General features: G+C 68.8%; 11 protein-coding genes. 7 read left to right on the top strand and 4 right to left on the bottom strand.

Annotation, left to right across the window (positions count from 1 at the left end; all coding sequences use genetic code 11):
* Positions 1-28: 28 nt before the first annotated feature.
* Positions 29-1471 (bottom strand): ankyrin repeat domain-containing protein, encoded by a 1443-nt coding sequence (locus tag ACZ63I_RS20650; protein ID WP_469340428.1) that lies wholly within the window; start codon positions 1469-1471, stop codon positions 29-31.
* Between the two features lie 323 nt (positions 1472-1794).
* On the opposite strand from ACZ63I_RS20650, the gene ACZ63I_RS20655 reads away from it, so the two are divergent.
* Together ACZ63I_RS20655 and ACZ63I_RS20660 are read left to right on the top strand one after the other, a co-directional pair.
* Entirely contained in the window at positions 1795-2691 is an 897-nt protein-coding gene (locus tag ACZ63I_RS20655; RefSeq protein ID WP_469340429.1) for an aldo/keto reductase, read from the top strand.
* A 76-nt stretch (positions 2692-2767) separates the two neighbouring features.
* Positions 2768-3196, top strand: a complete 429-nt coding sequence (locus ACZ63I_RS20660; protein ID WP_469340430.1) for a nuclear transport factor 2 family protein — start codon at positions 2768-2770, stop codon at positions 3194-3196.
* A 117-nt stretch (positions 3197-3313) separates the two neighbouring features.
* On the opposite strand, the gene ACZ63I_RS20665 is transcribed toward ACZ63I_RS20660, so the two are convergent.
* From ACZ63I_RS20665 to ACZ63I_RS20675, 3 genes are read right to left on the bottom strand one after another with little or no spacing between them, the layout of a single operon-like run.
* A complete protein-coding gene (locus ACZ63I_RS20665) occupies positions 3314-4717 on the bottom strand; it encodes a maltokinase N-terminal cap-like domain-containing protein (RefSeq protein ID WP_469340431.1) in 1404 nt (467 codons plus the stop codon).
* Positions 4714-6408 (bottom strand): maltose alpha-D-glucosyltransferase, encoded by a 1695-nt coding sequence (gene treS, locus ACZ63I_RS20670; protein ID WP_469340432.1) that lies wholly within the window; start codon positions 6406-6408, stop codon positions 4714-4716. The genes ACZ63I_RS20665 and treS overlap by 4 nt, the downstream gene beginning before the upstream one ends.
* Positions 6401-8377, bottom strand: a complete 1977-nt coding sequence (locus ACZ63I_RS20675; RefSeq protein ID WP_469340433.1) for a maltotransferase domain-containing protein — start codon at positions 8375-8377, stop codon at positions 6401-6403. Before ACZ63I_RS20675 ends, treS begins: the two co-directional genes overlap by 8 nt.
* Before the next feature lie 311 nt (positions 8378-8688).
* Between ACZ63I_RS20675 and ACZ63I_RS20680 the strand changes: the two genes are divergently transcribed.
* From ACZ63I_RS20680 to ACZ63I_RS20700, 5 genes are all read left to right on the top strand, one after another.
* Complete coding sequence (locus tag ACZ63I_RS20680) at positions 8689-9516, top strand: type 1 glutamine amidotransferase domain-containing protein (RefSeq protein WP_469340434.1); 828 nt, start codon at positions 8689-8691, stop codon at positions 9514-9516.
* A gap of 30 nt (positions 9517-9546) precedes the next feature.
* The gene (locus tag ACZ63I_RS20685; protein ID WP_469340435.1) at positions 9547-11151 is read left to right on the top strand and encodes a thiamine pyrophosphate-binding protein; all 1605 of its coding nucleotides are present in this window, start codon (positions 9547-9549) and stop codon (positions 11149-11151) included.
* On the top strand, positions 11151-11603 hold the full coding sequence (locus tag ACZ63I_RS20690) for a hypothetical protein (protein ID WP_469340436.1): 453 nt from the start codon (positions 11151-11153) through the stop codon (positions 11601-11603). The genes ACZ63I_RS20685 and ACZ63I_RS20690 overlap by 1 nt, the downstream gene beginning before the upstream one ends.
* A 92-nt stretch (positions 11604-11695) precedes the next feature.
* The gene (locus ACZ63I_RS20695) at positions 11696-12334 is read left to right on the top strand and encodes a DJ-1/PfpI family protein (RefSeq protein ID WP_469340437.1); all 639 of its coding nucleotides are present in this window, start codon (positions 11696-11698) and stop codon (positions 12332-12334) included.
* Positions 12331-14157 (top strand): AGE family epimerase/isomerase, encoded by a 1827-nt coding sequence (locus ACZ63I_RS20700; RefSeq protein WP_469340438.1) that lies wholly within the window; start codon positions 12331-12333, stop codon positions 14155-14157. Before ACZ63I_RS20695 ends, ACZ63I_RS20700 begins: the two co-directional genes overlap by 4 nt.
* Positions 14158-14163: the final 6 nt, after the last annotated feature.

Here is a 14163-nt window from a genome sequence, read left to right on the forward strand (position 1 = left end):
TCCTTTTCTTCCGTCGTACGGAGTGGGGTCAGGAGTGCTGGTCCAGCGCCTTGACCAGACGGTGGTCCCGCCCGAAGGAATCGACGGCGATGTCGCGCGGGGTCTTCCCGTCGTGACCCACCAGGTCACGCCGGGCCCCCGCCTCGATCAGCACGTCGGCGCAGTCTTCGTAGCCGTGCCACAGGGCGTCGTGCAGCGGGGTGTAGCCGTTCGTGGCGCCCTGGAAGTCGAGGTCGATGCCCGCTGCCTCGACCAGGATCCGGGTGATGTCGGCGTGCCCGTTGTAGACGGCCTTGTGCAGCGGGACGGCCCCGAACGTCGGCTCGGTGGCGTTGACGTCGGCGCCGGCCGCGATCAGCGCGCGGACCATCTCGGTTCGACCGTCCCTGGCGGCGACCAGAAGCGCGGTGTGCGCGTCGTTGAAGCCGTTGACCACGGGGAAGCGTCGATCGACGTCGGTACCCTCGCGCAGCAGGTTGCGAACGGTGTGCGTGTCGCCCGCGTTGACCGCGGTCAGGAGCGCGTGTTCGGCACTGCGGCGCTCGTCGCTCTCAGTGCGTCGCCGGAGAAGCCGCTCGGCCTCCAGCAGCTTCTCCTTGCCGCGCGTGTTGACGTTCAGCTCGTACTCGAAGTGTTCCCGCATCGAGAACCCGTAGTGCGTGGAAAGCCCGAGACCGGCGTTCTGCTCGAGAAGGTAACCGACGATGTCGGGCCACTTGTACCAGAGCGCGTCCATCAACGGGGTGTGCCCCGTGGTGGGCGCGACCGCGTCGACGAAGCTCCCTGCCTCGACCAGCGCGGTCACCGTCGCCAGGTCCCCGCCCTGCACCGCCTTGTGCAGGGCCGTACCCCCGGCCCGCGCGTCGGTGGTGTGCACGTCGGCGCCCGCGCCGATCAGGATGTGCACCACGTTGGCGTGGCCCCGGCCGGCGGCTGTCTGAAGGGCGGTCAGGCCCGACTCGGAGTCACGGAAATCGGGATTCGCGCCGATCTCAAGAAGGGCGCGGACCTCATGTGACGCCCCCTTGCCCACGGCGTCGAGCAGGCGGGCGTCCCGGTCGGCGGTAAAGGCAGCCACCTCCCCGTTGGGGTCGAACCAGACCTTCCACCGGGCGATCCGGCCCTGCTCGTCGAGTTCCAGACGATGGCTGTCCTCGATCTCGAAGGGGACCAGCGTGCGGGTGTGCCGGGCCTTGGTGTAGATCCGCGCGTAGGCCGTTCCGCCGTCCACCACGAGCTCGCGGAGCTGGTACTGGAGTACCTCGGTGGTCTCGGCACGGATCCGGAACGCCTCGGCGACGGCGCTACGTCCGACATGTGTGCCGAGGTAGCCGATCACCGCGTTCCATTTGTCCTTCGGGAGTTCGAAGACGACGGACGGAGAAAGGGCGGCGATGATCTCCTCACCGTCGCCCCTGCCGATCGCGTCGAACCACTCCTCAAGGATGGCGCGCGTCTGTTCGCTCTGCATGGGAAACCTCCGAAGGCACGGCTGACGCCGTGAGGAAGAAGAGGGAAATGAGGGGCGAGCCACCCGTCCGGTCCCGGCGGGTCTCGGAGCCGCCGGTGTGCCGTACATGCTGCGCGGAGAGGGAATTCGCCGGCCGCCTGACCTTTCCAAGGCTATGGAGTGATGCGTTCCATGCCAAACACCCGCGGTGAATGCCCGTCGACATATGGGAGTTGACTTTATCGGCCGACCTGTTCCGACTGAGTCCCCACCGTACGAGGCGACTTGGCGAAGTCGCCCTCGATGATTCGGTCCGTCCCGGACGGTCCCTTAGAGTCAGGCGTATGGAACAGATGCCCACTGAGCCGTCCGGTGCGACGGCCGCGCTCACGTTCTCGATCGGCGGAAATCTCACGGTCAACCGGCTCGGATTCGGAGCCATGCGGCTCGCCGAAGGAGCCGGGCACAGCAGCGAGTCGCTCGTATGGACCGGACCGGACGATCCCGAGAACGCCCGCGCCGTCCTGCGACGGGCCGTCGAGCTCGGTGTCGACCTCTTCGACACGGCCGACTCGTACGGTGTGGGAGCCAACGAGGAACTGATCGCGTCCGCGCTCTTCCCCTACAAGGCCGGCACGGTCATCTCCACCAAGTCAGGTGTGGTCCGTCCCTCGCCGGGCGAATGGATTCCGCTGGGACGCCCCGAATACCTCAAGCAGCAGTGCGAGTTGAGCCTTCGCCGGCTCAAGGTGGACCACCTGGACCTGTTGTTCCTGCACCGCGTCGATCCCCAGGTGCCGCTCGCCGAGCAGATCGGCGCGCTGGGCGAACTGCGGGAGCAGGGCAAGGTGCGGCACATCGGGCTCAGCGAGGTGACGGTCGGGGAGATCGAAGAGGCCGTGCGCACCGCCCCCATCGCCGCGGTCCAGAGCCGGTACAACGTCACCGACCTCGACAACGACGCCGTTGTGGACTACTGCGCCGCCAGGGAGATCGCCTTCCTCGCCTACTTCCCCCTGGCGATCGGCGCTCACACGAGCCCGGACAGCCCACTGGCCGAGGTCGCGGGCGAGACCGGTGCGACGCCGGGACAGGTGGCACTCGCCTGGCTGCTGCACCGGTCACCCTGCGTCCTGCCGATCCCCGGGACGAGGTCGCTCGCGCATCTGGCGGAGAACCAGGACGCGGCGAAGGTCCGGCTGACACGGGAACAGCTCGACCGACTGGCCAAGACCGCCTGAACCGAACGTGCCGGCCCGCACCGACCACACGGGCCCTCGAACCACCCCTCACCCGAGTGACATCCATGGAGGAACAATGAGCACCAAAGATCCCAAGATCGAAGCCATCGAGCGGTTCTTCACGGCGTACGCGGACAACGACGTGGACGGCATCGCCCAGGTCCTCTCCCAGGACATCGAGTGGACGATTCCCGGCCACCACCCCCTGGCGGGCACCAAGCACGGCATCACCGAGGTGCGCTCCTTCTTCGAGCAGCTCGGCAAGACCGGCTTCCAGGCGGACCCGTTGTTCCTGGGGGCCAACGAGGAATACGTCGTCGACGTGCACCGCGGCTGGTCCACCGAGGGCGTCGGCAAGGTCGACACCATCTGGGCCCTGGTCTGGCATTTCGGCACGGACGGCAAGGTCGATCGCGTCATCAACCTCAGCGGCGATCAGCACCAGATGGACTCCTTCGTCTGGTCCAACTTCAGCCTCGCGGCGCTGCCGGACCGCCTGGCCTGAGCCCTACGGGGAGCCCGCGGTCGACCGACCCGGAAACCGTGCGTCGCGCGGGCTCCCCACGCACCTAGGGCCTGATCCGATCGACAGGCCCTAGGTGCGGTGAATCTCCGGCTTACCTCACCGGTCTGCCGCGGCTAGTTCTCGCTCCAGCGCCGCCAGCGGTATCCATGTCCAGTGCGGCCGGTGCCGCGTCTCGTACAGCACCTCGTAGACCGCCTTGTCCAGTTCGCAGGCACGCAGCACCGTGAGCAGGTCCGCGTGGAGCGGACGTCCCGCGGTGTAGCCCCGCAGGAATTCCCGCCGGAGCCGGCGCGCCCAGGGCAGCGCGCCGGTGTCGTCATGCCGCGGCCCGTCGACCGGCGTCGGCGGCTCGGTGGGGTCGTGGTGTGCCGCGTAGTCGAAGGAGCGGAGCATCCCTGCCACGTCCCGAAGCGGGGAGTGACGGCCGGTCCGCTGCGCGGGGGAGGCCAGCGGCTCACCCTCGAAGTCGAGCAGCAGCCATCCGGCCCTGGTCCTGAGGGTCTGCCCCAGGTGCAGGTCGCCATGGATGGGGTGGGCGACGCCGGGTACGGCGGGGCGCAGGGCCGCGACCGAGGCGAAGGCCGCACGGAGCGGTGCTGCCAGCGGTTCGAGCCGCGGACACTGCTCCAACGCGTGCTCCAGACGCTGCGAGAACACCTCCGACATCCGCCGGTAGTGGCCCGATCCCATGATCACCTTGCCGCCCGCACGGGCCAGATCGCGGTGGACGGCCCCGACCGCCGCTCCGAGGTCCCGCATCTGCGCGGGGAAACGCGTGTGCGCCGCGTCGGCGCCGCGTGCGGCCTCCACCGCGAGGGCCCAGCCGTCCACCGCGTCCGGCAGGAACCGTTGCAGCGTGGCGAGCGTGGCGCCGGTCGCGGCATCCTCCACCGCCCCCAGCAAAGGTGTGACATGCGGTGAGCCGGCGTCCCTCAGGAGCCGGTGCACCGTCAGGTCCGCACTCGGGCCGGGCCCCGGCCGCCGGAACAGCTTGAGAATGTACTGCTCCCCGGCGATGACGGAGCTGTTGCTCTGCTCGGCGGCGAGCGGCCGCACCGGCAGCCCCGCCGGCGGGACGGGGCCGGCATGCGCCTCGGGGCGGTAGCTCACGCCGTCCATCGTGCGCCCCTCCGCGATGTGCCGGACAAGGGCGTTGACGAGAGCCGCGTCGCCGAGTGCGTCGTACACGGTGATGGCGCCGACGCGCGCCACCAGGCTGCTGCCCACCGGAACGACCGTGCCGCGCGTCATCCCCAGCGCGACAAGGTAGGTCGTCCCGTCAGCGCCGTCGTCGCCCCGGACATGGGCATGGACGAACGCGCCGGCGGAGGGCGCGTCGGCCGCGTCGTGCGTGAAGCGGTGCACACCGGACACCCTCAGCCCCGCGGGCGCGCCGCCTGATCCTGCGAACCAGCGCTGCTCGGGCAGCCACGCTGCCAGGCCCCGGCGGACCTCGGCCGATCGCAGAACAGCCGACGCGCTCGGGAGGGGAGCGCTCACCGGTCCTCCTCCGCTGTCAGCGCCAGCCAGTAGGTGCCGTAACCGGAGAGCGTGAGCCGGTACGGCGTGTCGTCTACCGGTGCGAACTTCGTGCCTCCGGTGAGCTCGACCGGAACTGTGCCTGGCTCCGCGGGCAGATGCAGTGAGACGGGCTGCGGGGAGGCCGAAAGGTTGTTGACGCACACCACGGTGTCCCGGGTGCCGTCGTCCCCCTTGTACTCCCGGACGTACGCGAGCACCTTCTCGTTGGAGGTGGCCAGCTCCCGGTAGGTGCCGAGTCCGAACGCGTGGTGGGCACGGCGAATCGCGAGCATGCGCCGGGTCCAGTGCAACAGCGACGCAGGCGTCTTCAACTGCGCCTCGACGTTGACGGACTGGTAGCCGTAGACGGCGTCCATGTTGACGGGCAGCCGCAGCCGGCCGGGGTCCGCGGTGGAGAACCCCGCGTTGCGGTCGGGAGACCACTGCATGGGGGTGCGCACCGCGTCCCGGTCGTTGAGCCAGATGTTGTCGCCCATGCCGATCTCGTCGCCGTAGTACAGGATGGGGCTGCCGGGCAGCGACAGCAGCAGTGTGGTGCACAGCTCGATCTGGTCGCGGTCGTTGTCCAGGAGCGGGGCGAGACGTCTGCGGATCCCGATGTTGGCCCGCATCCGAGGATCGTGGGCGTAGTTGGCCCACATGTAGTCGCGTTCTTCGTCGGTGACCATCTCCAGGGTCAGTTCGTCGTGGTTGCGCAGGAAGATGACCCATTGGCTGCCGCTCGGGATGTCCGGGGTGGCGGCGAGGATGTCGGAGATCGGCAGCCGGCTCTCCTGCCGTACGGCCATGAAGATCCGCGGCATCAGCGGGAAGTGGAAGGCCAGGTGGCACTCGTCCCCGCCGGCCGCCGGGTCGCCGAAGTAGTCCACGGCGTCACGGGGCCACTGGTTGGCCTCGGCGAGCAGCACCCGGCCCGGATACTCGTCGTCGACGACCTTGCGCACCATTTTCAGGAAGTCGTGGGTCTCGGGCAGGTTCTCGCAGTCGGTGTTCTCGCGGGCGAAGAGGTACGGCACGGCGTCCAGGCGGAAGCCGTCGATGCCCAGGTCCAGCCAGAACCGCAGCACGTCAAGCATGGCGTCCCGTACGCGCGGGTTGTCGTAGTTGAGGTCCGGCTGGTGGGAGAAGAAGCGGTGCCAGTAGTACTGACGGCGCACCGGGTCGTACGTCCAGTTGGAACTCTCGGTGTCCACGAAGATGATCCGGGCCTGGGAGTAACCGCGGTCGTCGTCCGCCCACATGTAGAAGTCGCCGTAGGGGCCCTGGGGGTCGCTGCGCGACTGCTGGAACCACGGGTGGGCGTCGGACGTATGGTTCATGACCAGGTCGATGATGACTCTGATGCCCCGTGAGTGGGCCGCCTCCAGCAGTGTGACGAAGTCATCGATACGGCCGAACTCGCGCAGCACGGTGCGGTAGTCGCTGATGTCGTAGCCGCCGTCCCGCAGGGGCGAGGCGAAGAACGGCGGCAGCCACAGACAGTCGACACCGAGCCATTGCAGGTAGTCCAGCTTGTCGGTGAGGCCCTTGAGATCGCCCGTGCCGTCGCCGTCGCTGTCGGCGAAGGAGCGGGCGAGCACTTCGTAGAAGACCCCGGTCCGGAACCAGTCAGGCTGGTCCGACGCAGCGGGCACGGTCGTCTCAGCCATGGGTCACCGCACTCCATATCTGGGCCGTCGCACGAGCCGGGTCGACGAGGATCTCGTGGCTGTCGCTCCACTCGCTCACCTCGCCGGTGATCTCGTCCCGCAAGGCCGGCCGGCCGGCCGGCCCGAACGCCGGCGAGGACAGTGCGCCGCGCACCGTGCCCTTCTGGACCTCGTGCGGGTCGAGGGTGACCACGCACAGCACAGCGTCCGCCGACCCGGGATCGGTTTTGACGTACGCCAGCAACGCGTCGTTGTCGACGTCGAGGAAGTGGATCCGGCGCAGTTGCTGAAGGGCCGGGTGGGCGCGGCGGACCATGTTGAGACGGGTGATCCACGGTGCCAGTGTGCGGTCCTGGCGTTCGGCGGCCGCGTGGTCGCGGGGCCGTAGTTGGTACTTCTCCGAGTCGAGGTACTCCTCGGAGCCCTGGCGTACGGCCCGGTGCTCGTAGAGCTCGTACCCGGAGTAGACGCCCCAGGCCGGCGAGAGGGTGGCGGCGAGCGCGGCCCGCAGGGCGAACATGGCCGGCCCGCCCGACTGCAAGGACTGCTGGAGGATGTCAGGGGTGTTGACGAAGAGGTTCGGCCGGAGGAAGTCCGCCCCGTCGGCCAGTTCCCGTGCGTAGGAGGTGAGTTCGCGCTTGGACGTGCGCCAGGTGAAATAGGTGTACGACTGCGTGAAACCGACCTTGGCCAGCCCTTGGAGCACGGCCGGCCTGGTGAAGGCCTCGGCGAGGAACAGGGCGTCCGGGTAGGTGTCCTTGACCCGCCAGATCAGATAGTCCCAGAACGCCGGCGGTTTGGTGTGCGGGTTGTCGACGCGGAAGATACGCACCCCGTGGGCGGCCCAGAACAAGGTGACGCGCAGCAGCTCGGGCCACAGCCCGTCCGGGTCGTTGTCGAAGTTCAACGGGTAGATGTCCTCGTAGGACTTGGGCGGGTTCTCCGCGTACGCGATACCCCCGTCCGGGCGCGTGGTGAACCACTCGGGGTGGCTGGTGACCCACGGGTGGTCCGGCGAACACTGGAAGGCGAGGTCGAGTGCGACCTCCATGTCCAGACCCCTGGCCGCCTCGACGAACGCGTCGAAGTCGTCCAGGGTGCCGAGCGCGGGGTGCACGGCGTCGTGACCGCCCTCCGCCGCGCCCACCGCCCACGGTGAGCCCACGTCGTCGGGACCGGCACGCAACGCGTTGTTGGGGCCCTTGCGATGCGTACGGCCGATGGGACTCACCGGCGGCAGGTAGACGACGTCGAACCCCATACCGGCGACGCGCGGCAGGTCCTTCGCCGCGGTGGCGAAGGTGCCGTGCACGGGGGAGCCGGCGCTGTCCGTGCCTCCGGTGGAGCGGGGGAACATTTCGTACCAGGCGCCGTGGAGAGCCCGGACGCGGTCGGCCCAGATGTGATGCACCGTCCCCGGTGTCAGCAGGTCCCGCAGCGGGTGCCGGCTGACGAGTGAGGCGATCTCCGTGCTGAGGGCCGGACCCAGCCGCCGCGCCAGTTCGAGATCGCCGCGCCGGAGCCGGGCTGCGGCGAGCAGCGGAGTCTGCGGCTCGCCGCTCTCCGCCGCCAGCCGCTCCAGGAGCCGCGCCCCTGTCTCCAGGTCGGCCGCCAGCCGCTCCGCCTGCCAGCCCGCCTCGGTCTTGGCGCGGACGGCGTGGAGCCAGCTAGCCCACGGATCTCCCCACGCCTCCACGTGGTAGAGCCACATGCCCTCCCGGTCGGGGACGACCGTGGCCTCCCAACGGTCCAGGCCCTGGTCGGCGAGAGCCATGGGCACCCGCACCACCGTGTCCTGGGTCTCCGAATGGCGCCACACGACGCCGGCGGCAACGGCCTCGTGGCCCTCGCGCCACACCGTCGCGCTCACCGGGACGTGCTCGCCCACCACCGCCTTGGCGGGGTAGTCGCCAACATCCACCACCGGTGCCACGTCCGTGATGGCAAATCTGCCGGTCAATGCTCCCACTCCTTCCACAAGAACCTGCGAATACCTGGAGTAATTCTGCGAGCCGGACCACGCAGGACCGCTCTTTGTCGGCCGGACCGATTGCACTGCGTCAACTCGGGCAAGTCTCCTGTGCCATGCCGAGCGGGAATGCGGGATTGCCTCTCCCGCCACTGGGTTAACTTGCCGAAGTGGCCTCACCGGAGGCCGGTGCTGTTGCCCGCCCGTCGGCCGTCCTGCTCTACTCGAATGGCCCGCAGCAGGGACGTGAAATCCCCGAGATCGCGGAGCATTCCGGAAGGTATCTCCTTCCGCAAACGACGGAGAAGATAATGTCGAAAAGGATTCTTGTCGTCCTGTCCGAGTACGGCTATTGGGGGGAGGAACTCGTCGGCCCGATCGAGGCCTTCGACAAGCACCGCTACCAGGTGACGTTCATGACGCCGACCGGCAAGCGGGCGCAGGCGCTCCCGCCGAGCGTCGACCCGGAGTACATCGACCCTCCGCTGGGCAGGTCGGTCACCACTCGGGACATGGCACGCCGGGCGTCCGAGCTCGACGCGTCCTCCCGCCTGGACAACCCGCTGAGTCTGCAGGACCTGGTGCCGGAGCGCCCCTACTACAGCTCCCTGAACCACCTGCGTGAGCTGGAGAACTATCACCGCCGGCTCGACTCCTCGCTGACCGACCTGGTGTCGGGCTTCGACGCCCTCGTCATCGTCGGCGGCTCCGGCCCGATCGTGGACCTCGCCAACAACGAGCGGCTGCACGAGGTGGTGCTCGCCTTCACCGCCGCCGACAAGCCGATCCTCGCCGAGTGCTACGGCGTGGCCGTCCTGGCCTTCGCCCGCGATCTGGAAAGCCGCGAGAGCATCCTGTGGGGCAGGCACGTCACCGGTCACCCCAAGGAGTACGACTACAAGGACGGCACCGGCTTCATCGGGGTGGACTTCAACATGGGCCCGCCGCCGTACCCGCTCGAGTACATCCTGCGTGACGCCACGGGGCCGGACGGAGCATTCCACGGGAATGTGGGCAAGGAGACCTCTGTCCTTGTCGATTATCCCTTCGTGACGGCCCGTTCGACGCCGGACTCGATTCTCGGCGGAGAAAAGCTGGTGGAGGCCCTGGAAGACGGTCTGCGCCGCTACGGCTGGTAATATCCCCTACCTTCGGAAAGGATTCCCGTTATGCCTGCCAGGCCTGGGAAATCCGCAATCTTCGAGCAATTCGCGGCTGACGGCATCAGCTACATGTTCGGCAATCCAGGGACGGTGGAGCAGGGCTTCCTCGACGAGGGCGAGCGCGCCGGCGACCTCTCCTACGTCCTGGCGCTGCACGAGGGCGTGGCCGTCGGTATGGCCGACGGCTACGCCCGCGCCACCCAGCGTCCGGGCCTCGTCCAACTGCACAGCGGGGTGGGACTCGGTAACGGTATCGGCATGCTCTACCAGGCGAAGCGGGGCGGTTCACCGCTGGTGGTGCTCGTGGGCGAGGCGGGCATACGCTACGACGCCATGGACGGGCAGATGGCCGCCGACCTGGTGGCCATGGCCGATCCCGTGACCAAGTACGCCACCCGGGTGGTCGATCCGCGTTCCACGCTACGAGTCCTGCGCAGGGCGGTGAAGATCGCCATGACCCCGCCGCGCGGCCCGGTCGTCGTCGTCCTGCCCGCGGACGTCATGGACGAGATGACGACGGAACCGGCGACACCCACGTCGCTCCCCGACACGCGGTCCGCGCCGGCACCGCAGGCCGTCGAAGAGGCGGCCCGGCTGCTTCGCGACGCCCGCCGCCCGGTGATCCTCATGGGCGACGGCATCGCCGCCAGTGGTGCGCAGGAACAACTCACCGCGGTCGCCGAGCGGTTGGGAGCCCGCGTGTGGGGTGTCAACTCGTCCGAGGTCAACTTCGACACCCGCCATCCGCTCTACGCCGGGCTGACCGGGCACATGTTCGGCAAGGACAGCGCCCGCGTCGTCGCGGACGCCGACGCGGTACTCATCGTCGGCACCTACGTGTTCCCCGAGGTCTTCCCGCACCTGCGAAGTCCCTTCGCCGACAGCACCCGGATCGTCCACATCGACCTGGACGCCTACGAGATCGCGAAGAACTTCCCCGTCGACGTCGGTCTGGTCGCCGACCCCGCACTCGCCCTCGCCGACCTCGGCCGGGCACTGGGCCCAGGGCCGCGGATCGTCCCCCCGTCGCCGCCGGCCGCGCCGCTGCCGGCGCCGGACGACGAGCCTTTGATGGAGACCTTCGCCAGGGTCCTGGCCGAGCGGTCCCCGGCGGGGCTGGCGGTGTTCGACGAGGCGCTCACCTCCGGTGGCCCGCTCGCCACCCATCTGCCGCCGCGGCAACCCGGCCGCTTCTTCCAGACGCGCGGCGGATCACTCGGCGTAGGGATCCCCGGCGCGCTCGGACTCAAACTGGCCCGCCCGGAACTCCCCGTGATCGGCTTCACCGGTGACGGCGGCAGCATGTACACCTTCCAGGCGCTCTGGACCGCGGCCCGCGAAGGCATCGACGCCAAGTTCGTGATCTGCAACAACGGACGCTACCGGCTCCTCGACCTGAACCTCGGCGAGTACTGGGCCGAGCAGGGCATCGCCCCTCATTCCGTCCCGGACGCCTTCGACCTGAGCCGACCCGCCATCGACTTCGTAGCCCTGAGCGAGTCCCTGGGAGTCCCGGCCCGCCGTGTCGAGAAGCGCGATCAGATCGAAGACGCCATCACGCAGATGTGGGCACACAACGGCCCGTTTCTCGTAGATCTGGTGGTGGACTGATGTCCGCGACATCGACCGAGGCACCGCCGCGTGCCGACTCGGAAGGCCTCGCCCTCACCGCGTCGAAGGCCGAGAACCTGGTGCGTGACTGGCTGCGCAGACTGAGCGGCGGCGCCGTCGCGGAAGAACTCGCCGCCCACCTCGCCAACGGGATGCGCCTGGAGCTGCCGGAGCGGATCGTACGCGGCGTCGAAGAGTTCACCCAGTGGTGCCGGGACGGCGCCCACCACCTGCTCACCGGTCTCCCGCTCGGCGGCGGGGTCCTGGAGGTGACGCTCACCTCGCCCGTGCACGCGCAGGTGGTCGTCACCTCCCCGTCCCCCGAAGCCGGCCACCCCAGCCAGGAATGGTGGGTGGTGCTGTGCGACGGGGTCCCCCGGATCCGGGTCATCACCGTCAACGGGCTGCACCCCGAGCCCTTGCTCGCCTCGGCCACCACCGCACTGGTGTAGGCGCGCACGTGAACCACCGGGCGGGCCCGTTGCACGTGTTCCGTGCCGGGCCCGCCCTTCTCCGTCCACCGACCAGCCAAGGAAGACACCACATGCCCCCCAGCCTCGTCATGCCGCGCCCACGACTGGACGGCCGGCGCATCGGGATCCTCGCCGAGAGCGACTTCGTGGAAGAGGAGATCTCCTACTACCAGCACCGGTTCGCGGAGGAGGGCGCCGAGGTCGTCCTGCTCACCAGGCTCTGGGGAAACCCCTCGCTCACCTTCACCGGGCACGAGCAGCGCGCACCGCTCACCGTCAGCGGCGACCTCGAACGGCTCGACTACACCGAACTCTCCCGCTACTCCGCCCTGCTGGTCCCCTCCGGCATGGTCTCCGACCGGCTCCGCTTCAGCGAGGACGTGGACACACCCGCGCCCGCCGTCGAGTTGATGCGCCGCGCCTTCCGACTGCCCAGGCTGCTCAAGGCGTTCTCCTGCCACGCGCTGTCCCTGCTCTCAGCAGCCCCTGAGCTGATCGCCGGACGCCCCGTCACCTGCCACAACAACCTGGTCGGCGACGTCCGCAACATGGGCGCCGTCTACACCAACCAGGACGTCGTCGCCGACAACGATCTGGTGACCGGACGCACGGTGGCCGAATGCCACCTCCTCGCACGTGCCGTGATCGAACTCCTGGACGACTCCGCCGAGCAGGCGGCGCGGCCCGAGCCGGAACAGGAGGCGGCATGACCACGCCCGCGTCCGCGAAGATCCCGTTCCCCTTCTCCGAAACCACCGCCGGCTACGTGGTCGAACGGCGCGGCTCCGAGCTCGACCTCCGCACTCTCGACGACCGGCGGGTGACCGTCCACCTGACCGACACCACGCACGGGCAGCGGCTGCGGAACCTGGGCGAGCCGTACGACGACGTCAGCGGCCAGCTCCACGAGTTGCTGCGGCCCGGTACGTTCCTCTTCTGCTACGGGCCGGTGTACCCCGAAGCGGGCGGCCCGCGATTCCAGGCCGCACAACTGCTGTTCGTCGGCGACGAGGAGGGCGCCGGCTGGCCCTTCGAGCGCCCCGGCTGGTGGCGCGAGCAACTGGCCCGCATCGCGGACTTCTACCGGCGCTCCCAGTTCGGCAGCGCTCCTGTCGACTTCGGGGACTACCGGACGGTGATCAGCGGCACCGGAGGCAAGACCGAGCAGCACGTCCAGGAGACGGACACCATCTCCCGCATGGTGTACGGCATGGCCAGCGCGTACATGCTGACCGGCGACGAGAAGTCGCTCGAAGTCGCCGAAAGGGGATCGCGATACCTCCACGACCACATGCGGTTCGTCGACCCGGACGAAGGCGTCGTGTACTGGTACCACGGTATCGATGTCACGGGCGGCCGTGAACACCAGCTCTTCGCCTCCGAGTTCGGCGACGATTACCAAGCCATCCCCGCCTACGAGCAGATCTACGCGCTGGTCGGCCTCACCCAGACCTATCGGCTGACCGGCTCGCCGCTGATCCTCTCGGACATCGAGGGCACGGTCCGGCTGTTCGAAAAATACTTCGCCGACCGGCAGTTGGGCGGGTACTACTCCCACATCGACCCGGTCACCCTCAGCGCCCACCACGAGAGTCTCGGTCCGAACCGCGCCCGGAAGAACTGGAACTCGGTCGGCGACCACGCGCCGGCCTATCTGTTCAACCTGTTCCTGGCGACCGGTGAACAGCGCTACCGCGACATGCTTGAGCACACGTTCGACATGATCGTCACGCACATGCCCGACGACACCAGCCCCTTCGTCCAGGAGAGGTTCCACGCGGACTGGACCCCGGACCGCGAGTGGGGCTGGCAGCGGGACCGTGCGGTGGTGGGCCACAACCTGAAGATCGCGTGGAACCTCATGCGGATGCAGGGCACGCTGCCCAAGCGGGAGTATCGGGCGCTGGCCGAGCGAATCGGCAGCACCATGCCGGACGTGGGCCGTGACGCGCAGCGCGGCGGCTGGTACGACGTGCTGGAGCGACGCGCACAGAACGGACGCCACCCCTTCGTCTGGCACGACCGAAAGACGTGGTGGCAGCAGGAGCAGGCGATCCTCGCCTACCTGATCCTGGCCGGCAGCACGAACCGGGAGGACTTCCTCACCCACGCGCGGGAATCCTCCGCCTTCTACAACGCCTTCTTCCTCGACCACGACGAAGGCGGAGTCTTCTTCACCGTCCTGGCCCAAGGCCTACCGTTCCTCGTCGGCAACGAACGGCTCAAGGGCAGTCATGCCATGGCCATGTACCACAAGGCCGAACTCTGCTTCCTGGCCGAGGTGTACACCCAGCTCCTGATCAACCGGGAACCGCTCGACCTGTACTTCTGCCCCGAACCGGGCGCCCGCTTCCCGGACGGCCTGCTGCGCGTCGCCCCCGACGTCTTCCCGCCGGGCCACGTCGTCCTGGACCAGGTACTGATCGACGGAGCGCCGTACCACGACTTCGACGCCGAGACGATGGCGGTACGCCTGCCCGCGAGCGACGAACGGTTACGGGTCAAGGCACGGCTGCGTCCGGTGCGAGATTAAGGGGTC

It is taken from the genome of Streptomyces sp. NPDC087906, assembly GCF_055584925.1.

Coding starts and splice junctions, on each gene's coding strand:
- ACZ63I_RS20650 (WP_469340428.1), bottom strand. CDS start 1,471: ATGCAGAGCGAACAGACGCGCGCCATCCTTGAGGAGTGGTTCGACGCG.
- ACZ63I_RS20655 (WP_469340429.1), top strand. CDS start 1,795: ATGGAACAGATGCCCACTGAGCCGTCCGGTGCGACGGCCGCGCTCACG.
- ACZ63I_RS20660 (WP_469340430.1), top strand. CDS start 2,768: ATGAGCACCAAAGATCCCAAGATCGAAGCCATCGAGCGGTTCTTCACG.
- treS (WP_469340432.1), bottom strand. CDS start 6,408: ATGGCTGAGACGACCGTGCCCGCTGCGTCGGACCAGCCTGACTGGTTC.
- ACZ63I_RS20680 (WP_469340434.1), top strand. CDS start 8,689: ATGTCGAAAAGGATTCTTGTCGTCCTGTCCGAGTACGGCTATTGGGGG.
- ACZ63I_RS20685 (WP_469340435.1), top strand. CDS start 9,547: ATGCCTGCCAGGCCTGGGAAATCCGCAATCTTCGAGCAATTCGCGGCT.
- ACZ63I_RS20690 (WP_469340436.1), top strand. CDS start 11,151: ATGTCCGCGACATCGACCGAGGCACCGCCGCGTGCCGACTCGGAAGGC.
- ACZ63I_RS20695 (WP_469340437.1), top strand. CDS start 11,696: ATGCCCCCCAGCCTCGTCATGCCGCGCCCACGACTGGACGGCCGGCGC.
- ACZ63I_RS20700 (WP_469340438.1), top strand. CDS start 12,331: ATGACCACGCCCGCGTCCGCGAAGATCCCGTTCCCCTTCTCCGAAACC.